This is a genomic window from Spirillospora sp. NPDC048823 (assembly GCF_043198445.1).
Classification (GTDB): Bacteria; Actinomycetota; Actinomycetes; order Streptosporangiales; family Streptosporangiaceae; genus Spirillospora.
The window spans coordinates 44,212-63,577 of the sequence record NZ_JBICUT010000003.1 but is presented as its reverse complement, the minus strand read 5'-3'; the positions used below and the strand labels follow the sequence as shown (position 1 = coordinate 63,577).

14 protein-coding genes are annotated in these 19,366 nt (G+C 71.2%); 2 read left to right on the top strand and 12 right to left on the bottom strand.

Annotation, left to right across the window (positions count from 1 at the left end; genetic code table 11):
• Positions 1 to 2: 2 nt before the first annotated feature.
• From ACGFK0_RS07705 to ACGFK0_RS07670, 8 genes are all read right to left on the bottom strand, one after another.
• Positions 3 to 284 carry a GNAT family N-acetyltransferase gene (locus tag ACGFK0_RS07705; protein ID WP_392901578.1) on the bottom strand — a complete coding sequence of 94 codons (282 nt, stop codon included), beginning with the start codon at positions 282 to 284 and terminating at the stop codon, positions 3 to 5.
• 38 nt (positions 285 to 322) lie between these two features.
• Positions 323 to 1,900 (bottom strand): citramalate synthase, encoded by a 1,578-nt coding sequence (gene cimA, locus ACGFK0_RS07700; protein ID WP_392901575.1) that lies wholly within the window; start codon positions 1,898 to 1,900, stop codon positions 323 to 325.
• Between the two features lie 245 nt (positions 1,901 to 2,145).
• Positions 2,146 to 3,249, bottom strand: a complete 1,104-nt coding sequence (locus ACGFK0_RS07695) for a branched-chain amino acid aminotransferase (RefSeq protein ID WP_392901573.1) — start codon at positions 3,247 to 3,249, stop codon at positions 2,146 to 2,148.
• A 243-nt stretch (positions 3,250 to 3,492) separates the two neighbouring features.
• Entirely contained in the window at positions 3,493 to 4,548 is a 1,056-nt protein-coding gene (locus ACGFK0_RS07690) for a 3-isopropylmalate dehydrogenase (RefSeq protein WP_392901571.1), read from the bottom strand.
• Between the two features lie 43 nt (positions 4,549 to 4,591).
• On the bottom strand, positions 4,592 to 5,287 hold the full coding sequence (locus tag ACGFK0_RS07685; RefSeq protein WP_392901569.1) for a (2Fe-2S)-binding protein: 696 nt from the start codon (positions 5,285 to 5,287) through the stop codon (positions 4,592 to 4,594).
• Between the two features lie 683 nt (positions 5,288 to 5,970).
• On the bottom strand, positions 5,971 to 7,560 hold the full coding sequence (serA, locus tag ACGFK0_RS07680; RefSeq protein WP_392901567.1) for a phosphoglycerate dehydrogenase: 1,590 nt from the start codon (positions 7,558 to 7,560) through the stop codon (positions 5,971 to 5,973).
• Positions 7,561 to 7,771: 211 nt separating this feature from the next.
• Complete coding sequence (locus ACGFK0_RS07675) at positions 7,772 to 8,410, bottom strand: hypothetical protein (protein WP_392901565.1); 639 nt, start codon at positions 8,408 to 8,410, stop codon at positions 7,772 to 7,774.
• A 274-nt stretch (positions 8,411 to 8,684) separates the two neighbouring features.
• Positions 8,685 to 10,268 (bottom strand): DUF2079 domain-containing protein, encoded by a 1,584-nt coding sequence (locus tag ACGFK0_RS07670; RefSeq protein ID WP_392901563.1) that lies wholly within the window; start codon positions 10,266 to 10,268, stop codon positions 8,685 to 8,687.
• Between the two features lie 180 nt (positions 10,269 to 10,448).
• Here ACGFK0_RS07670 and ACGFK0_RS07665 point away from each other — a divergent pair, with 180 nt between their 5' ends.
• Complete coding sequence (locus ACGFK0_RS07665) at positions 10,449 to 11,267, top strand: hypothetical protein (RefSeq protein WP_392901561.1); 819 nt, start codon at positions 10,449 to 10,451, stop codon at positions 11,265 to 11,267.
• A gap of 72 nt (positions 11,268 to 11,339) precedes the next feature.
• On the opposite strand, the gene ilvC is transcribed toward ACGFK0_RS07665, so the two are convergent.
• The 4 genes from ilvC to ACGFK0_RS07645 all read right to left on the bottom strand — a co-directional run bounded on the left by ilvC (position 11,340) and on the right by ACGFK0_RS07645 (position 17,789).
• A complete protein-coding gene (gene ilvC / locus ACGFK0_RS07660) occupies positions 11,340 to 12,323 on the bottom strand; it encodes a ketol-acid reductoisomerase (protein ID WP_392901559.1) in 984 nt (327 codons plus the stop codon).
• A 79-nt stretch (positions 12,324 to 12,402) separates the two neighbouring features.
• Positions 12,403 to 12,927: an acetolactate synthase small subunit gene (gene ilvN, locus ACGFK0_RS07655; protein ID WP_358463753.1), complete on the bottom strand. Its 525-nt coding sequence runs from the start codon at positions 12,925 to 12,927 to the stop codon at positions 12,403 to 12,405.
• A 5-nt stretch (positions 12,928 to 12,932) separates the two neighbouring features.
• Positions 12,933 to 14,804 (bottom strand): acetolactate synthase large subunit, encoded by a 1,872-nt coding sequence (locus ACGFK0_RS07650; RefSeq protein WP_392901556.1) that lies wholly within the window; start codon positions 14,802 to 14,804, stop codon positions 12,933 to 12,935.
• 147 nt (positions 14,805 to 14,951) lie between these two features.
• A complete protein-coding gene (locus ACGFK0_RS07645) occupies positions 14,952 to 17,789 on the bottom strand; it encodes a putative bifunctional diguanylate cyclase/phosphodiesterase (protein ID WP_392901554.1) in 2,838 nt (945 codons plus the stop codon).
• A gap of 457 nt (positions 17,790 to 18,246) precedes the next feature.
• On the opposite strand from ACGFK0_RS07645, the gene ACGFK0_RS07640 reads away from it, so the two are divergent.
• A complete protein-coding gene (locus tag ACGFK0_RS07640) occupies positions 18,247 to 19,350 on the top strand; it encodes a PQQ-dependent sugar dehydrogenase (RefSeq protein WP_392901552.1) in 1,104 nt (367 codons plus the stop codon).
• Positions 19,351 to 19,366 lie beyond the last annotated feature (16 nt).

Genomic DNA, 19,366 nt, shown 5'->3' with positions numbered 1-19,366 from the left:
GGTCAGGCGGCCACCACATCCTGGTAGTCGGGGTGCTTCTCGATCCACTTCTGGATGAACGGGCACACCGGGACCGCGGACAGGTTCCTGGCCCGGAGGTCGTCCAGGACGCCGCGCGCGAGCGAACCGCCCACTCCCCTGCCGCCGAACGCCGGATCGACCTCGGTGTGGACGAGAGCGACCGTGCCGTCGCCCGGCTCGTACGCGACGAACCCGGCGAGTTCGCCGTCCAGCCTGATCTCGTAGCGGCTCTGCTCGGCGTTGTCGGTGATCTCAGTGCTCATGCCCTCGATAATGCCCGGCGGGCGCCGCGCATTCCCGATCAGCCCGGGTCGTACCCGGCGCGGAGCAGGCAGTAGGTGACGGCCTCCTCCAGCGCCTGCCAGGACGCGGCGATGACGTTGTCCTCGACGCCGACCGTGCCCCATTCGCGTTCGCCGTCGCTGGACTCGATGAGCACCCGCGTCCGGGCGTCGGTGCCGTGGGCGCCCTCCAGGATGCGGACCTTGTAGTCGACGAGTTCCAGCCGCGCCAGCTCCGGGTAGAGGCGGCCGAGCGCGACGCGCAGCGCGTTGTCGAGGGCGTTGACGGGGCCGTTGCCCTCGCCGGTCGCGATGATCCGCTCGCCCTTGGCGTGCAGCTTGACGGTCGCCTCGCTGACCATGGATCCGTCGGGACGGCGCTCCACGATCGACCGCCACGACTCGACCTCGAAGTGCCGCTGCCGGACGCCGGTCAGCTCCTCGCGCAGCAGCAGCTCGAATGAGGCGTCGGCGGCCTCGAAGGTGTAGCCGGTGTTCTCCAGTTCCTTGACCTTGCCCACGACGGCCTTGGACTTCTCGCCGGACAGGTCGTAGCCCAGCTCGCGGCCCTTCAGCTCGACGGAAGCGCGCCCGGCCATGCTGGAGACCAGCATCCGCATGTCGTTGCCGACGGCGGACGGATCGATGTGCTGGTACAGATCCGGGTCGACCTTGATGGCGGAGGCGTGCAGGCCCGCCTTGTGGGCGAACGCCGACAGGCCCACGTACGGCTGCTGCGAGCCGGGCGCAACGTTGGTGACCTCGGAGACGGCGTGCGCGATGCGGGTCATCTCGCCGAGCTGGGCGTCGCTGACCAGGTTCATGCCCCGCTTGAGCTGGAGGTTGCCGACGACGGTGAACAGGTTGGCGTTGCCGCTGCGCTCGCCGTAGCCGTTCGCGCAGCCCTGGACGTGGGTGGCGCCGGCCTTGACGGCGGCGAGGGAGTTGGCCACCGCGCAGCCCGAGTCGTCGTGGCAGTGGATGCCGACCCGCACGCCGGCGGAGACGACCTCGTGAACGATGTCGGCGAGCTCGTCCGGCAGCATGCCGCCGTTGGTGTCGCAGAGCGCGACGACGTCCGCGCCGGCCTCGACTGCGGTGCGGACGGCCTCCAGCGCGTAGGCGCGATTGGCCTTGTAGCCGTCAAAGAAGTGCTCGGCGTCCAGGAAGACTCGTTGGCCCTCCGCACTCAGATGGGAGACCGTGTCGCGGATCATCGCGAGGTTCTCCTCCAGGGTGGTGCGGAGGGCCAGCTCGACGTGCCTGTCGTGGCTCTTGGCGACAAGGGTCACGACGGACGCGCCGGATTCGCGCAGCGCGGCCACCTGCGGGTCGTCGGCGGCCTTCACACCGGCCCGGCGGGTCGCGCCGAACGCGGTGAGCTGCGCGTGCCTCAGGTCGAGCTCTGTTCGAGCGCGCCTGAAGAACTCGGTGTCCTTGGGGTTGGCGCCGGGCCAGCCGCCCTCGATGAAACCGACGCCCAGGTCATCGAGGTGCCGTGCGATGGCGAGCTTGTCGGGCACGGAGAGGTTGAGCCCCTCCTGCTGCGAGCCGTCGCGCAGGGTCGTGTCGTAGACGTGGAATGCGTCGCCTTGCATTGGAAACCCCCAAGGGATGGGTCATCAGCGCCAGGGCACAAAAAAGACCCCTCACGGACGTGAGAGGTCTGCGCGCCGGCGTCGTCCCGTCAGCTGCTGCCGGCGCGCCAGCCGATAATCACGAGGCTGTGGCGCATGATGTCAACCAGTTTGCCACACGGTTCGCATGCTCGTACCGTCCGTCTCGGATGCTGAGACGCCAATGCCCCGGCGCGGATGGCGCCGGGGCTGCGCGAACGCCCGGATCAGACGATTCCGTGGACCCAGCCGTAGGGGTCGGGACGGGTCCCGTACTGGATGCCCACCAGCTCTTGGCGCAGCCGCATCGACAGCTCGCCGGGCTCGCCGTTCCCGATCGTCCACTCGCGGTCGGCGCCCTTGACCCGGCCGACCGGGCTGATGATCGCGGCGGTGCCGCAGCCGAACACCTCGGTGATCTCGCCGGACTCGCAGCCCGACTGCCACTCGTCGATGCTGATCTTGCCTTCTTCCGTGGGGATGCCGAGGTCGGGTGCCAGCTTGAGCATCGAGTCGCGGGTGACGCCGGCGAGGAGCGTCCCGGTGAGCGCCGGGGTGAGGAGCCGGGCCCGCGTACCGGAGCCGTAGACGAACATGAGGTTCATCGAGCCGACCTCCTCGACCCAGCGGTGCTCCACGGCGTCGAGCCAGACGACCTGGTCGCAGCCCTGCGCGACGGCCTCGGCCTGGCCGGCGAACGAGGCCGCGTAGTTGCCGCCGAACTTGGCCTCGCCGGTGCCGCCGGGGGCCGCGCGGGTGTAGTCCTGCGACAGCCACACCGAGACGGGCTTGATGCCCCGCGGGTAGTACAGGCCGGACGGGGACGCGATGACCATGAACAGGAACTCGTTCGCCGGGCTGTTGACGCCGAGCGCGCGGGTGGTGGCGAACATGAAGGGACGCAGGTAGAGGCTGTGCCCCTCGGTGTCGGGGACCCAGTCCTTGTCGGTGCGGACGAGCAGTTCGAGCGCGTCGACGAACAGCTGCTCGGGGATCTCCGGCATCGCCATCCGGTGGGCGGAGCGGTTCATCCGGGCCGCGTTCATGTACGGCCGGAAGGTGACGATCGACCCGTCCGGCTGCCGGTAGGCCTTGAGGCCCTCGAAGAGCTCCTGCGCGTAGTGGAACACCTGGCTGGCCGGGTCCATCGGGATCGGCCCGTACGGTTCGAGCCGCGCGTCGTGCCAGCCCCGGTCCGCCGAGTAGCGGATCGTGACCATGTGGTCGGTGAAGTGGCGCCCGAAGCCGGGATCGGCCAGGACGCGCTCGCGTTCGGCGGCGGTCGCGGGCCGCTCGGTGCGCGTGATCTCGAAATCCAGGGTGGTGCTCATCGCGGTTCGTCCTCTCGCGGATCGCCGGGGCGGCCCCATCGCCGCTTCGGCTTCCTTAGTCCCCATTGTCGTACTTCGTCTAGACCCACTCCCCACCGAACACTTTCCTCCTCGGCAGGCCCGGACGCTCCCGCGCTCGGGACACGGCCGGAGGAAGAATGTTCGCACGCGGCGCATACGGAAAACCGGGCGCGCCGCGAGGGCACGCCCGGAGTTCCCTGTCCTGGCCAGAGAGGCGTGCCCCTAGCCGGATACTCGCTTGGCGATCGCGTCGCCGATCTGGACGGTGGACCGGGCGCCGAGGGCGGCGCGCTCGGCCAGATCGTCGGACACGGCCTGCTCGACGCGGCGGGCGGCGGCGCCCGCGCCGACGTGGTCGAGCAGCATGGCGACGGACAGGATCGTGGCGGTCGGGTCGGCCTTGCCCTGCCCGGCGATGTCGGGGGCGCTGCCGTGCACCGGCTCGAACATCGACGGCGCGGTCCGGTCGGGGTTGACGTTGCCGGACGCGGCGAGCCCGATGCCGCCGGCGATCGCGGCGCCGATGTCGGTGATGATGTCGCCGAACAGGTTGTCGGTGACGACCACGTCGAACCGCTGCGGCTGGTTCACGAAGAACATCGTCGCCGCGTCGACATGGCAGTAGTCGGTGGTGACCTGCGGGTACTCCTCGGCGACCCGCTTGAGGACGCGCTGGTAGAGGTCGCCCGCGAAGGTGAGCACGTTGTCCTTGTGGACGAGCGTGAGCTTCCTGCGGGGCCGGGACGCGGCCACCTCGAAGGCATACCGGATGACCCGCTCGACCCCGAAGGCGGTGTTGACGCTCTCCTGTGTCGCGACCTCGTGCGGGGTGCCCTTGCGCAGCACGCCCCCGACGCCGGTGTAGGGGCCTTCGGTGCCCTCCCGGACGACGACCATGTCGATGTCGTCCGCCGCCACGCCCGCCAGCGGAGTCTCGACACCCGGGAACAGCTTCACCGGGCGCAGGTTGACGTAGTGGTCCAGCTCGAACCGCGCCCGCAGCAGCAGCCCGCGCTCCAGGACGCCGCTCGGCACACCCGGGTCGCCGACGGCGCCGAGCAGGATGACCTCCTGCTCGCGCAGCTCGTCCAGCACCGTGTCGGGCAGCGTCTCCCCCGTCCGGTGCCAGCGGGCGGCGCCCAGGTCGTAGGAGGTCCGCTCGAACGCGAGGTCTCCGGACGGGGCGACCGCCTCAAGGACCTTCAGTCCCTCGGCGACCACCTCGGGGCCGATCCCGTCACCCGGGATGACGGCCAGACGAATGCTGCGGGAAGCCATGCGCGCACTCTACTGCAAACGTCTCACTGCTTGGGCTTTCATCTCAAATATCGGGACGAGTGTCTCGGAGGCCGCAATCACCGCACATACCGCCGCCTGGGACGCGGTAGTACAGGCAGCAATTGTGCCGGACGAACCCGTCCCGCCCGAAAGAGCCCGCGCCAGCCAGCGGCTCACGCGCGAGCAGCTCCCGGACGATGGCGGCGCGCACGCCGCCGGGCGGCCCGACGTTCAGGCTCCCGGCGAGGGCGGAGGCCGCATTCCCCCACAGCAACCCGTCCGCGAGGCCGACGAAGGTCGGCATCGCCTCGCTCAACGGCCTGAGCCGCCCGTCCACGACCATGGGATGGACGAGGTCGGCGGCCTCCACGGCGTCCTCGACACGCCACCCGCGCGGCTCCCCGAGCCCCAGCGCGATGGCCTCGCCCGGCGCCCACCGCCACCGCAACCCCGACAGGTCGGGCACGATCCCGCGCCCCGCCGCCGCCACGACCGGCGACCACAACCGCGAAGCGAGGCCCTGGAACAGGATGGAGGCGGCCACCCGCCGCTCACCCGTCCCCAGCCGCTCGCCGTACTCCTCCGCCATGGCGGGAAGCCGGCCATCCGGCTCGGGAAAGGGCCGCCACGCCGCGCCGGCCACCTCACCCGCCCCGGTGACGATCTCGAAGTAGGGCCCGAGCAGGGCGACGTCTTCAAGAACCTTCACAACCTCGACCGGGTGGGCCTCAGAAGCCATGGTGCCCAGTGTGCACGGGCCGTCTGACCGCGGTCACCGCATGCGCGCCGGGCTAGTCCGCTCTCCTGTCCAAGGCGGTCTGCAGGGCGCGGGCCGCCTCTTCCTGGGCGTCGTCGTCGGCGGGCGCGTTGTTCCAGGTGTCGTTCATGGGTTCACTCCGATCGCTGAACTGGTGGCCAGAGGGGCCGCCGGGAATCCGTGGTTCGCACGGTCCGGGCGTGGAATCGGACTCACGGCCAGGCAGAGCCTCCGCAGCGGGTGCCGGCCTGCCGATGATCAGGCCCCGCTGCGGCAGCGAAGGATTACCACGTAACGCCGCATGACTACCTGCGAGATTACCCCGCGTCAGGTGGAGTGTCCCGACCCGTGGCGGAGAATCTCAATTGCTGAGACGGGGACGGGTGTGAGAATCACCACGGGCGGGGGGGCGGCGCGCGGGCCGCCCCCCCCCCCCGGGGGGGGGGGGGGGGGGAAATTAGCAAAAAAAAGCCGCCGCCCCAGGACGCGCGGCCCCCCCGGGGGGTTGGGGGGGCGAGGAGAGGGCCCCCCCCCCGGGCGCCTGGGCTTGCCCCCCCCCCGGGGCCTCAAACACTATGTGCCGGCGCGGGGGGGGGGGGGGGCGCCCCCGGGGGGGGGGGGGCGGGGCCCCCCCCCCCCCCCCGCCCGTGGTGGACGGAGGAGTCTCAGTTCTCCAGATCGACGCGGCGGCCCATGTCGGCGCCGACCTCGCGGGTGATGGCGTCGACGAGCTGCGGCCCGACCGCGGAGTCGACGGTCAGCGCGATCAGCGCCCTGCCGCCCTTCGCATCCCGGCCGACCTGCATGCCGGCGATGTTGACCTCCTCGTCGCCGAGGAGCTTGCCGACCCGGCCGACGATGCCGGGACGGTCGACGTACGAGAAGAACGCCATGTGCTCGGTCGGCACCAGCTCCATGTTGTAGCCGTTGATCTCGATGATCCGCTCGGCGTGCTTCGGGCCGGTGAGCGTGCCGGACACCGACACGACCGAGCCGTCGGCCATGGTGCCGCGCACCTGCACGACGTTGCGCCAGTCCGGGCTGTCCTCGCTGGTGGTGAGGGTGACCTCGACGCCGCGGTCGCGGGCCAGCAGCGGCGCGTTGACGAACGTCACCGTCTCCTCGATCACGTCGACGAACACGCCCTTGAGCGCGGCGAGCTCCAGCACCTTGACGTCGTGCTCGGCGATCTCGCCGCGGACCACCACGTCCAGCCGGACCGGGACGCCGCCGGCGAGGGCGGTGAAGATGCGGCCGAGCTTCTCGGCGAGCGGCAGGCCGGGCTTGACGTCCTCGGCGACCGCGCCGCCCTGCACGTTCACCGCGTCCGGCACGAACTCGCCGGACAGCGCCAGCTTCACCGAGCGGGCGACCTGCGTGCCCGCCTTCTCCTGCGCCTCGTGGGTGCTGGCGCCGAGGTGCGGTGTGACCACGACGCTGTCGTGGTGGAACAGCGGGCTCTCGGTGCACGGCTCGGTGCTGAACACGTCGATGCCGGCGCCGGCGACCCGGCCGTCCTTGAGGGCGAGCTCCAGGGCGGCCTCGTCCACGATCCCGCCGCGGGCGGCGTTGACGATCCGCACGGTCGGCTTGACCTGGTGCAGCTCGCGGTCGCCGATGACGCCGAGGGTCTCGGGCGTCTTCGGCAGGTGGACGGTGATGAAGTCGCTCTCGCGCAGCAGCTCGTCCAGCGTGACGAGTTTCACGCCGAGCTGGGCGGCGCGAGCGGCCTGCACGTACGGGTCGAACGCGATCACGTTCATGTCGAAGGCGGCGAGGCGCTGGGCGACCAGCACGCCGATGCGGCCGAGGCCGAGCACGCCGACGGTCTTGCCCTGCAGCTCCACGCCGGTGTACTTGGACCGCTTCCACTCGCCCTGCTTGAGCGCGGTGTGGCCCTGCGGAACGTTCCGCGCGGTCGCGAGCAGCAGCGCGATGGCGTGCTCGGCGGCGGTGACGATGTTGGACGTCGGCGCGTTGACGACCATGACGCCGGCCTTGGTGGCGGCCTCGACGTCGACGTTGTCGAGGCCGACGCCGGCGCGGGCGACGACGCGCAGCGCCTTGGCGTGCTGGAACACCTCGGCGGTGACCTTGGTGGCGCTCCGCACGATCAGTGCGTCGACGTCGGCGACGGCGGGCAGCAGCTGTTCTTTGTCGCTGCCGTCGACGTGACGGACCTCGTAGTCGGCCTCCAGCACGGCGATCCCGGCCGGGGAGAGTTCTTCTGCGACGAGGACGACGGGCTTGCTCAAGGAAACAGTCCTTCGAAAGTGGATGTTCGTGTGGTGTGTGCAGGTGAAGTCGCGAGTCACCTCGTCGTGCCCTCGCCCCCACGCGAGTGTATCCCTCGCCGGCGAGCGCGATCGGCGGCAGGCGGACACCCACCGGTAACCCCGCTCCGCCCGGACCCCGCCCTGCCCGCGTCCGTCCCGTCCTGCCCGCGTCCGTCCCGTCCGTGTGCGGTCAGGCCGCGTTGGGTTCGGGCATCGCGGCCAGGACGGACGCGACCCGCTCGGCGTCGGCGACGTGGACGTGCGGGACGTCCACGAACACCCGCAGCGGCCCCGCCGGCAGCCCCAGCTCGTCGGCGACCTGCACCTGCACCTCGCGGAGCGGGATGTAGGTGAGGTAGCCGCGGTGGACGTTCTGCGACCGGAACATCCCCGTCATGATCAGCCGGTAGCCGCGGATGCGGAACGACAGCGCCGTCAGGCACGGCAGCCCCTCCGCCGGCTCGCCCGGGATCGTCAGCGAGATCCACGCGCTGGTCGTCCACGGCCTGGCCCGCAGGAGGTCCACCACCCAGCGGATCTGGTCGTTTCCCTGAAGGTCGTGCAGCCTCGGCCAGTACCGCCCGCGGACGTTGCGGCGCGTGCGCTCCTGCGCGCGCCGCACCAGGCGGGCCCGGTCGCCGTGTTCGAGGAGGATCGGGTCCTCCCAGCTCAGCGAGGCGACCTCGAACAGCACCGGCGGGCCCTCGATGATGGGCCCGGTGTCCTCCATGCCGGCCTCGCCGGCGGTCCAGACGTGCCGCAGGACGCCGATCCACGCCTGTCCGCAGGTCTCCCAGCGCCGGACGTCCTTGTCCTCTCCCGCCGGCATGTCACGACTCCCCGCCATAATTCGCTCCATGACGGGCGACGCGGATCCGGGAATTACCTGCCGGCGGCATTGACACGCGGGAGATGAATTCCGCCTGCGCTCCGGCCCGTGGGCTTCGGTCGTTCTTGAACAGCATCACACCACTCATGCACTCCGCCCCAACACCACTCCGGCGGCGGTCACATGAGCGTTCGCGCAGGTTCCCCCGCGCCGGCCGCGGCCGTCACGGCTTTCCTCAAGTATCAGTCAAAGTGCGCCGAAAGGATAGGGTAATTTATCCGAACGGGACCTTCACCGTCATTCTGACGTGTGCCATGGCCGCCGGTCTCTTTGGACTCTTGTCCAAAGGATCGTGATTATCCTTCACCTTGGGCGGGACGTCCCGGTGCAGCACGATGTACCCCTCTCGCCGGAAGACCGCGCGGTACCCCTCGGCCTCCAGTTCCGCCACCCGCCGCTTCTGGCCCGCCACGTCCGGGAACGGGAACTCCAGCCGCCCGACGTACGCGATGACCCAGGGCGCGCCGCGCGACCGCTCGTCCCACAGCAGGACGCGGGCGCGGGTCGTCAGTGCGGGGCCGACGCCGTTGGCCGCCTCGACGAGCGCCCCGTCGGGGATCTTCGCGGCCGCCGCGGCCGCCGCGCGGGCCCGGTCGTTCTGCCGCCACAGCGCGGGATCGGCCAGATGCCGGTACGCGAAGAACGGCACGCAGACGAGCACGGCGGCCAGGACCGCCGCCATCGGCAGGACGGGCGGGAGCCGTTCCGCCGCCCGGATCCTGCCGCGCAGCCGCGCCGCGCCGTCCACCGCCGCCAGGACGAGCACGGCGATGATGAAGGCGTTGTAGTGGTAGTCGGGTTCCCACCAGTTGGCGAAACGGCTGTTGAGCATCCGTTCGGCCAGCATCGGCAGCGCGATCAGCGTCAGCGGCGACGCCAGCGGCAGCAGAAGCAGCGGCAGGACGAGCAGCGCCATCGTCGCGACCTTCTGCGGCGGGGTGCCGAGAACGGCCACGACGTCCCACGGATGGGTCAGCGCGTGCACGGCCGCGTGCGGCAGATCGGGGCCGAGCGACCCGTACGCCCAGTAGTAGTCGTTGTCCCCGCCGAACGCCGCGATGACGACCTGGGAGGAGATCCACGTCGCGACCAGCCCGACCACGATGTGGGCGAGCCCCGCCCGGCGGTCACCGTGCTCGGCGCGGCGGGTGAGCAGGAACAGGCCGAATCCCGCGACCAGGAGACCCATGTCCTCCTTGACCAGCAGCAGGACGAACGCCGCGACCGCCGCCTGCCCTCGCCGTCCCGCGTCGTGCCGCTCGATCATCAGCGCCGACAGCAGCGGCACGAACGCGACCTCGTGGAAGTCGAACGCGAGCGCCTCGGCGATCGGCCACGACAGCGCGTAGGCGCCCCCGGCGCAGTACGCGGCGCCGGCGCCGAACCGCCGCTCGGTGAACCGCCAGATCGGCAGGATGCCGAGCGCGAGCAGGACGGCCTGCGCGATCAGCAGGGTCAGCGGCCCGTCGTGGATCCAGTAGAGCGGCGCCAGCAGGACGAGGATCGGCGAGAAGTGGTCGCCGAGGACGGAGAAGTCCGGCCCGAAGCCGTTGTGGACGCCCTTCACCATGGCGACGGGCAACTCGAACCGGCTGTACGAGCGGATCGCCTGGTCGAAGATGACGAGGTCGTAGCTGCCCGTCCGGAACGCCCGCAGCCGCATCAGCGAGTACGCCGCGTACAGCACCGCACTCGCCGTGACCATCGCCGCGAGCGCCGCCCGCCGGCGTGCGGACGATCCCCGGCGGCCTGCCGGGACCTCGTCGACGGGGCCCTCGACCGCAACCGCCTCAGCCACTCGCCGGACGCTACCAGCCGCCCCCGGCGCGCAGAGCCCCGCATCGTGAGGGAGGCAGGTCGCCGTAGCCGGACGGCCACACCGAGCAGGCGCCGGAGGAGACACGCCATCTGAATTTCACTGTGGGCGACGACTCTGAGCCTTAACGTGACCGATGTCCCCGGCCGATCAGGAGAGAACGTGACCTCGGACTGCACCATCAGCGTCCTGCGCGATGTCCTGCGCGTGTACGACCACCGCTATCTGAGCCTCGACCGGCTCCAGCGCGAGCGGCTCGTGGACGGCACCCGCCACGTCATAGGCAAGGAGGGGCTGAGCGAGGCGGCGCGCGCCGCCATGCCCGCCTCGGTCCGGCTCAGGGCGTTCTGCATCCAGCACGGCCTGAGCGAGGAACTGGAGCGGCTGATCCGCGACGAGATCGAGGGCGCCCCGGCGGGCGCCGTCGTCGTCGGCGGCCGGATCTACGCCATGTACCCCTACCTGCGCGGCGTCCCCCGACAGGACGCCGACATCACCACCGAGGTCGGCGTCGACCACCGGCTGGACGCGGTCGCCTGGCAGGGCAAGAGGATCCGGATCCGCGGCGTCGCGGCGCTCCAGCGCGTCGAGACGAACAGGACGGTCGTGGACGTGATCCTGCGGGAGCGAACGTCCGGCAAGGAGCACGGTTTCCCCGCCGAGCCCCGGCCGGACCGGCCCGGCGGGTTCGAGGCCGTCGCCGACCCGGCCGTCGTGGAACCGGGACGCTGGGACGTGCACGTCGCGGCGACGGCGCTCGGGGTGACACGCGAGGCCCGCTTCGGCTCCGTGCGCGCCGAGGGGCTGAAGACCGCCCCCCAGGGCCGCACAACCCAAGGCCGCGCCGCCCAAGGGCCCTCGACGGGCACGAGGAACGCCACGGTCTACTTCACCAGGGGCGGCCACCTGGCGCTGACCGTGACCGACGACCCGGTGGAGACCTCATGGCGCACCAGGCTCCGCCACCGCCTCAGACGCTGACCTGCGGGCGTGCCGCCCTCAAGTTTCCCCGAGGGCGACACGCCCGCAGTCCGGCCGAGCGGCCGGTCGCGGCTAGTCGTTGAGCCAGCTCATCATCGGGCGCAGTTCCGCGCCCGTCTTCTCCACGGGGTGCTCGGCGAGCTCCTCGCGGTACCGGCCGAACTGCTTCTGGCCGCCCTCGAACTCGTCCACCAGCTCCTTGGCGTACTGGCCGGACTGGATCTCGCCGAGGATCTTCTTCATCGCGGCCTTGGTCTCCGGCGTGATCACGCGCGGGCCGCGGCTGTAGCCGCCGTACTCGGCGTTGTCGGACACCGACCAGTACATCTTCGAGATGCCGCCCTCGTAGATCAGGTCGATGATCAGCTTCAGCTCGTGCAGGACCTCGAAGTAGGCGACCTCCGGCTGGTAGCCGGCCTCGGTCAGCACCTCGAACCCGGTCTTGATCAGCTCGGAGACGCCGCCGCACAGCACCGTCTGCTCGCCGAACAGGTCGGTCTCGGTCTCCTCGGTGAACGTGGTCTTGATGCCGCCCGCGCGCAGGCCGCCGATCGCCTTGGCGTAGGACAGGACCAGCGGCCAGGCGTTGCCGGTCGGGTCCTTCTCCACCGCCACGATCACCGGGACGCCGCGGCCGGCGACGAACTGGCGGCGGACCAGGTGGCCCGGGCCCTTCGGCGCGACCATCGCCACGTCCACGCCCTCCGGCGGCTGGACGAGGTCGTAGCGGATGCTGAAGCCGTGCCCGAAGAACAGCGCGTCGCCTTCGACGAGCGCGGGCTTGATGTCCTTCTCGAAGATCTCCCGGTGGTGGTGGTCGGGGGCCAGCAGCATGATGAGGTCGGCCTCCTCGGCCGCCTCCGCCGGGGTGACGACGCGCAGGCCCTCGGCCTCCGCCTTCTTCCGGCTGGCCGACCCCTCGCGGAGCCCGACCCGCACGTCGACGCCGGAGTCGCGCAGGGAGAGCGCGTGCGCATGCCCCTGGCTGCCGTAACCGATGATCGCGACGTGCCGGCCCTGGATCACGCCCAGGTCGGCGGCGTCGTCGTAGAACATCTCAGCCACAGTGCTATTGCCTTTCGTTGATGTGGTTGTGTCACGTGCTCTGGCGTGTGCTTCAGGTGCCGCACGCGGGTCAGGCGCTGCGCTCGATCGCCCGCAGCGAGCGGTCGGTGATGGAGCGGGCGCCGCGGCCGATGGCCACCATGCCCGACTGCACCAGTTCCTTGATGCCGAAGGGCTCCAGGACCTTGATGAACGCGTCCAGCTTGTCGCGGTTCCCGGTGGCCTCGATGGTGACGGCGTCCGGCGCGACGTCCACCACCTTGGCACGGAACAGCTGGACGGTCTCCAGGACCTGCGAGCGCGTCTCGGCGTCGGCGCGCACCTTGACCAGCACGAGTTCACGCTGGACGGACGCCGAGGAGTCCAGCTCGACGATCTTCAGGACGTTGATCAGCTTGTTGAGCTGCTTGGTGACCTGTTCGAGGGGCAGGTCGGCGACGTTGACCACGATCGTCATCCGGGAGATCTCCGGGTGCTCGGTGACGCCGACCGCGAGGGATTCGATGTTGAAGCCGCGCCGGGAGAACAGCGCCGCGACCCGGGCCAGGATGCCGGGCTTGTTCTCCACCAGCACCGACAGGGTGTGCAGGCTCATCGGGGTCAGTCTCCGTTCTCCCACTCGGGAGCCATGTCCCGCGCGATCTTGATGTCGTCGTTGGTGGTGCCGGCCGCGACCATCGGCCAGACCATGGCGTCCTTGTGCACGATGAAGTCGATCACGACGGGGGCGTCGTTGATCTCCATGGCCTTGGCGATGACGTCGTCGACGTCCTCGGCCGTCTCGCAGCGCAGGCCGACACAACCGTACGCCTCGGCGAGCTTGACGAAGTCGGGGATGCGCTTGGCCGCGTGCAGATTCGTGTTGGAGTACCGCTCGTTGTAGAACAGGGTCTGCCACTGCCGGACCATGCCGAGGTTCCCGTTGTTGATCACGGCGATCTTGACGGGGATGCCCTCGATCGCGCAGGTCGCGAGCTCCTGGTTGGTCATCTGGAAGCAGCCGTCACCGTCGATCGCCCAGACCGCCGTGTCGGGCGCGCCGACCTTGGCGCCCATCGCCGCCGGGACGGCGTAGCCCATCGTCCCGGCTCCGCCGGAGTTCAGGAACGCGCCGGGCCGCTCGTACTTGATGAACTGCGCGGTCCACATCTGGTGCTGGCCGACGCCCGCGACGTAGTACGCCTCCGGCCCGGCGAGCTTCCCGATACGCTCGATGACGTACTGCGGGGACAGCGACCCGTCGTCCGGGACGTCGTAGCCCAGCGGGTACGTGTCGCGCCACGCGTCGAGCTGCCGCCACCAGTCGGTGTAGTCGCCCTTGTGCCCCGCCTCGTGCTCGTTCTGCACCGCGACGATGAGGTCGGCGATGACCTCGCGGGCGTCCCCGACGATCGGGACGTCGGCGTGCCGGTTCTTGGAGATCTCCGCCGGGTCGATGTCGGCGTGCACGATCTTGGCGTCCGGCGCGAATCCGTCCAGCTTCCCGGTGACGCGGTCGTCGAACCGGGCGCCGAGGGTGATCAGCAGGTCGGACCGCTGCAGTGCGCCGACGGCGCCGACGCCGCCGTGCATGCCCGGCATGCCCATGTGCAGCGGGTGGCTGTCGGGCAGCGCGCCCTTGGCCATCAGCGTGGCGACGACGGGCGCGCCGGTCAGTTCGGCGAGCACCTTCAGCTCGGCGGACGCGTTCGCCTTGAGGACGCCGCCGCCGACGTACAGCACCGGGCGCTTGGCCTGGACGATCAGCCGTGCCGCCTCGCGGACCTGCTTGGAGTGCGGCCGGGTGACGGGCCGGTAGCCGGGCAGCTGCAGCGCGACGGGCCACTCGAAGTCGACGGTGGCCTGCAGGGCGTCCTTGGCGATGTCGACGAGGACCGGTCCAGGACGGCCGGTGCCGGCGATGTGGAACGCCTCGGCGATCGTCCGGCCGATGTCGGCGGCCTTGGTCACCAGGAAGTTGTGCTTGGTGATCGGCATCGTGATGCCGGCGATGTCGGCCTCCTGGAAGCCGTCCGTCCCGATGAGGGAGGACGCGACCTGGCCGGTGATGGCCACGATCGGCACCGAGTCCATGTAGGCGTCGGAGATCGCGGTGACGAGGTTGGTCGCGCCCGGCCCGCTGGTGGCCATGCACACGCCCACCTTGCCGGTCACCATCGCGTAGCCCTGGGCCGCGTGGCCGGCGCCCTGCTCGTGCCGGACGAGGATGTGGCGCAGCTTCGCGGAGTCGAAGAGCGGGTCGTAGGCCGGGAGGATCGCGCCGCCCGGGATGCCGAACACCGTGTCAACGCCGACGTTCTCCAAGGCGCGGACCAGCGCCTGGGCTCCCGTCATCTGTTCGGTCGTCATGATCTGCGTTTCCTTGGGGAGTGGGGTGAAGGGTCTCCGGGCAACAAAAAACCCCCGCCGCCGTGAGGCGATCGAGGGGAGGCGCGCAGGACGAGAGGCTTGGTCAGCCTGCGCGCCGACCAAGTACTACGAGGATGGTGATGGTGCTCTGCACAGGCCCACTTTCGCCGATGTCCGGCCCCCGGTCAAATCCGTGGACGCTTTGTCTCAAATGTCGAGACCGCCGTGTCGTAGGTGCGTGCCCGCGCCGCGCGGCCCGGGCGGGGCGGTTCAGCCCGGGAGGGGCAGCGGGACATCCCCGGACTGGGCGTGCGCCTCCAGGTTCGTCCGCACCAGCGACTCGACCCGCCCGGCCGCCATCGGACGCGCCACCAGGAACCCCTGGCCGCGCGGGCAGCCCATCTCGCGCAGCAGCTCCAGCTGCTCGGGCCGCTCGATGCCCTCCGCCACCACGGTCAGCCCCAGGTCGCTGCCGAGCCGCACGATCGTCCGGGTGAGCAGCGTCAGCGTCTCGTCCGACCCGAGCCCCGCCACGAACGACGGATCGATCTTGATGATGTCGACCGGGAGCTGCCCGAGGTAGGCGAGCGAGGCGTACCCGGTGCCGAAGTCGTCGATCGCGAGCCGCACCCCGAGGTCGCGCAGCTCCGACAGTCGTTCCACGTTCTGGCCCGCGTCCTCGACGAGGACCTCCTCGCGCACCTCCAGCGTGAGGGCCTGCGGCGGCAGCCCGGTCTCCGCCAGCGCGGCCGCGACCGACTCCACGAACCGGGGCGCGGCGATCTGCCGGGCGGTGAAGTTCACCGACAGGCCCACGTCCCACGAGTCCCCGCGCCACCGGGCGACCTCGCGGCACGCCTCCCGCAGCACCCAGTCGCCGAGCGGGACCATCAGGCCCGACTCCTCCGCCGTGCCGATGAACTCCTCCGGCGGCACCGCCTCGCTGCCCCGCCACCAGCGCAGCAACGCCTCCACGCCGGTCACCCGGGACGTCGCGAGGTCCACCACCGGCTGGAATTCGATCGCGAACTCCTCCTCGGCCAGCGCCTGCTGGAGATCGCTGGCCAGTTCCAGCCGCCGGACGACGTCGGCGTGCATGTGCGGCGCGTACACCTCGACGCGCCCGCCGCCGAGCTCCTTCGCGCGGGCCATCGCCAGGTCGCCGTTGCGCAGCAGGTCCGCGGCGGTGCGGCGGAGCCGGCGTCCCGCCTCGGAGCCGTTGCCGGCGGGGGCCGCGGGCTGCTCCTCGTCCCCGGCGAACGCTATGCCGACACTCGCCGTCAGCACGATGTGCTTGTTGCCGACCTGATAAGGGTCCGCCGAAAGAGCCCGCAGGAGCCGTCCGGCGAGCTCGACTGTGGCGCGCGTCTCACCGTCGTCCGGCGGAAGCTGGACCAGGACGGCGAACTCGTCGCCTCCCCAGCGGGCCACCGTGTCGTCCGACTGGACGTTGGCGCGCAGTCTCCGGGCGGCCTGCGCCAGCACCTGGTCGCCGGCCGCGTGCCCGTCGGAGTCGTTCACCGCGGTGAAACCGTCCAGGTCGACGAACACGACCGCGACCTCGCCGCCGGACGGCTGCCGCGACAGGACCTCCCGGGTCCGCTCCTCGAAGTAGGACCGGTTGGGCAGGCCCGTCAGGCCGTCGTGGAACGTCAGGTGCGCGACCTGCCGCTGCAGCGCCGCCTGCTCGCTGAGGTCCCGCGTCGTGACCAGCAGCCGCGCGGGGGCGCCGTCGGAGCCGCTGTAGCGCGAGATCGTCGACTCGGTCGGCAGCCACGTCCCGTCCGCCGCCCGGATCCGGCACGACACGCGCAGCGCCTCGTCGACCGCCCCGTCGTCCAGGACCTCGAGGAACACCCCCTGGACACGCGGCAGGTCCTCCGGGTGGACGATCTCGTGCAGCGGGCGCCCGAGCAGTTCCTCGGGCTCGTAGTGGTACGTCCGCAGGGCCCCGGCGCTGGCGTACTGGACGGTGGCGTCCAGGTCGCAGATGAGGACCGCGTCGTTGATGCTCTCCGACAGGGCCCGGAAGTGCTCCTCGCCGGTGTCCACGGCCCGGCGCAGCTCGTCGTTCTCCCGCAGCAGGCCCGCCAGGCGCGCGATCAGCACCAGCGCCGCCGAGCCCGCCGCGATCGAGATGCCGGGTTCGAGGCCGTTGCGCCCGGTGAGCGAGTGACCCGCGATGAACAGGGCGGCCGCGGCGGCGACCGCGGCGGGCGCGATGCCCGGCCCGATCATCCGGCCGCACTCCTCGCCGGACCGGCCGGTCCCGTCCGGCTCGTCCACGTCCTCGGGTATGTCGTCGACGGGCGGTTCCGGCTCGGCCGCGGGGCCCGTCCACGGAACCAGCAGCAGGAGCAGCAGCCCGGCGAGGCGCAGGATGTCGGACGGGTCGTCGGACGGGCCGCCGCCGTCCAGCCGGACGAACGTCGTCACGATGTCGGCGACCGCGATGGCCGTCAGCGCGCCGTACCCCATCAGGGCGAGGCGGCGGTGCCCGCGCGCGGCGCCGAGGACGAACGGCAGCGCGCCGCAGACGAACACGACGTCGATCAGCGGGTACAGCAGCTCCAGCAGGAACTCCGGCGGCGACTCCCCCGACCTGTGGTAGAGCGTGCCGAACAGCGCGACCCAGCCGAGCACGAACAGCGCGCTGGCGCAGACATAGGTGTCGGCCGCGTACCGCAGCCACGTCCCCGCGTCGCGGGGCAGCCTGATCGGCGCGACCAGCCCCACCACCAGCGCGACCAGGGCGAAGAGATAGAAGAGATCCGGTACCGACAGCGACAGGGCGCTGCGGCCCCGCCCGTCGGACAGGGCGCCGCCCAGGGCGCCGAGGAACCAGGACGCGGCGGCGATCCCGTACCACCGCCAGGACGCGCGCCAGATCCCGCCCGGGGCCGTGTCCGCCGGCACGCCGTCCGGCCGCCGGGCCAGCAGCAGCAGGGAGATCGCGGCGGCGCCCGCGGCGCCCGCCTCGGCCCAGGCGATGAAGGCGTTCCCGCCCCAGCCGAGCAGCGAGCCGATGGCGTACAGGACCCCGGCGACCGCGGCCATGGCGATCGGCAGCGCACGCGGCGGAACCCGCCTGGCGTATTCGCCGCTCATCGCGCCGTGTCCCTTCCTGCCCCGGTGGAGCGTTCGGTCCCTGCCGACGCCGCACCGCGCCAGGGGGAGAATTCGGGTTCACGACCTTCACCGCACGGATAACGGTCACAAGGTCCTGAATCGTGCCCCGCGCAGGGGTCGGCGCGGGCCGGTGGCGAACACGCCGGCTCGCCTGCCGGAGATCAGCGACGTCGCTGCACTACGGGATCACCGTGTCGCTCAATGTACGTTCGGTAGGTCACGGAGCGATTGAGGCTGAGCGTCCTCCCGGCGACAAACGACCTCGTCGAAGAACGGTTTGGGACGTCCGAAAGCCGATCGTCCCCGATGCGGTGGCATGCCCGGGAACACGTTGAGTGACCGCGTTCGGGCGCAGGTATCGCCCCGTGACGGGAATGATCCCGCCCCGGCTGGAACGGCGGGCCACTCGGATCCGTACTACCTACGGGAGGCGCTCATGCGAAGGCACACGATCGTCCTGGCCTCGGCCGCGGTGCTCTTGGCGGCCTGCTCGTCCTCGCCCTCCGGCGGGGACGGGGACGGCGGCGCGCACACGCCGCCGCCGCTGACGGCTAGCGGCCCGTCCGAGACGGGCGGCGGATCCCCAGGCGAACCACGCGCCGTGGCCACGGGCCTGCAGGTCCCCTGGGCGGTGGCGTTCCTTCCCGGCGGGGACGCACTCGTGACCGAACGCGACACCGCCGACCTGGTGCGCGTCACGTCGTCCGGTCAGTGGGAGCAGGTCGGCAAGGTGCCCGGCGTGGAGCCCGGCGGGGAGGGCGGCCTGCTGGGCGTCGCGGTCTCCCCGGACTACTCCAGCGACAAGGCCATCTACCTGTACTACACGGCCGCGTCCGACAACCGCGTCGTCCGCGCCACCTTCGACGGCCGTCTCGGCGCCACGGAACCCATCGTCACCGGGATCCCGAAGGGCGGCAATCACAACGGGGGCCGCATCGAGTTCGGCCCCGACAAGATGCTCTACGTCACCACCGGCGAGACCGGCGACACCGGCCTGTCCCAGGACAAGGACTCCCTCGGCGGCAAGATCCTCCGCGTCACCGCCGACGGGAAGGCCGCCCCGGGAAACCCGTTCGGCAACCGCGTCTGGACGTACGGCCACCGCAACGTCCAGGGACTCGCCTGGGACGACGAGGGCCGCCTCTACGCCACCGAGTTCGGGCAGAACCGCTTCGACGAGATCAACCGCATCGAGAAGGGCAAGAACTACGGCTGGCCCGAGGTCGAGGGCACGGGCGGCCGCGAAGGCTTCACCGACCCCCTCCTCACCTGGACGACCGAAGAGGCGTCCCCGTCCGGCCTCGCCTACGCGAACGGCTCCCTGTGGGCCGCCGCCCTGCGCGGCGAGCGCCTCTGGCAGGTCCCCCTCGACGACGGCGAGGCGGGACGGCCCACGGCCCACTTCGACTCCGGCTACGGCCGTCTCCGCGCCGTCGTCCAGGCACCCGGCGGCTCCCTCTGGCTCGCCACCAGCAACGAGGACGGCCGGGGCGACCCCGCCCCCGACGACGACCGGATCCTCAACGTCCCCCTCCGCTGAGGATCGGCACTCCGAC

Bases quoted from the DNA above. Each gene is read 5' to 3' on its own strand.
- ACGFK0_RS07705 (WP_392901578.1), bottom strand. From the start codon at position 284: ATGAGCACTGAGATCACCGACAACGCCGAGCAGAGCCGCTACGAGATC.
- cimA (WP_392901575.1), bottom strand. From the start codon at position 1,900: ATGCAAGGCGACGCATTCCACGTCTACGACACGACCCTGCGCGACGGC.
- ACGFK0_RS07695 (WP_392901573.1), bottom strand. From the start codon at position 3,249: ATGAGCACCACCCTGGATTTCGAGATCACGCGCACCGAGCGGCCCGCG.
- ACGFK0_RS07690 (WP_392901571.1), bottom strand. From the start codon at position 4,548: ATGGCTTCCCGCAGCATTCGTCTGGCCGTCATCCCGGGTGACGGGATC.
- ACGFK0_RS07685 (WP_392901569.1), bottom strand. From the start codon at position 5,287: ATGGCTTCTGAGGCCCACCCGGTCGAGGTTGTGAAGGTTCTTGAAGAC.
- ACGFK0_RS07675 (WP_392901565.1), bottom strand. From the start codon at position 8,410: ATGCCGGCGGGAGAGGACAAGGACGTCCGGCGCTGGGAGACCTGCGGA.
- ilvC (WP_392901559.1), bottom strand. From the start codon at position 12,323: ATGTTCTACGACGACGCCGCCGACCTGGGCGTGATCCAGGGCCGGCAC.
- ilvN (WP_358463753.1), bottom strand. From the start codon at position 12,927: ATGAGCCTGCACACCCTGTCGGTGCTGGTGGAGAACAAGCCCGGCATC.
- ACGFK0_RS07645 (WP_392901554.1), bottom strand. From the start codon at position 17,789: ATGAGCGGCGAATACGCCAGGCGGGTTCCGCCGCGTGCGCTGCCGATC.
- ACGFK0_RS07640 (WP_392901552.1), top strand. From the start codon at position 18,247: ATGCGAAGGCACACGATCGTCCTGGCCTCGGCCGCGGTGCTCTTGGCG.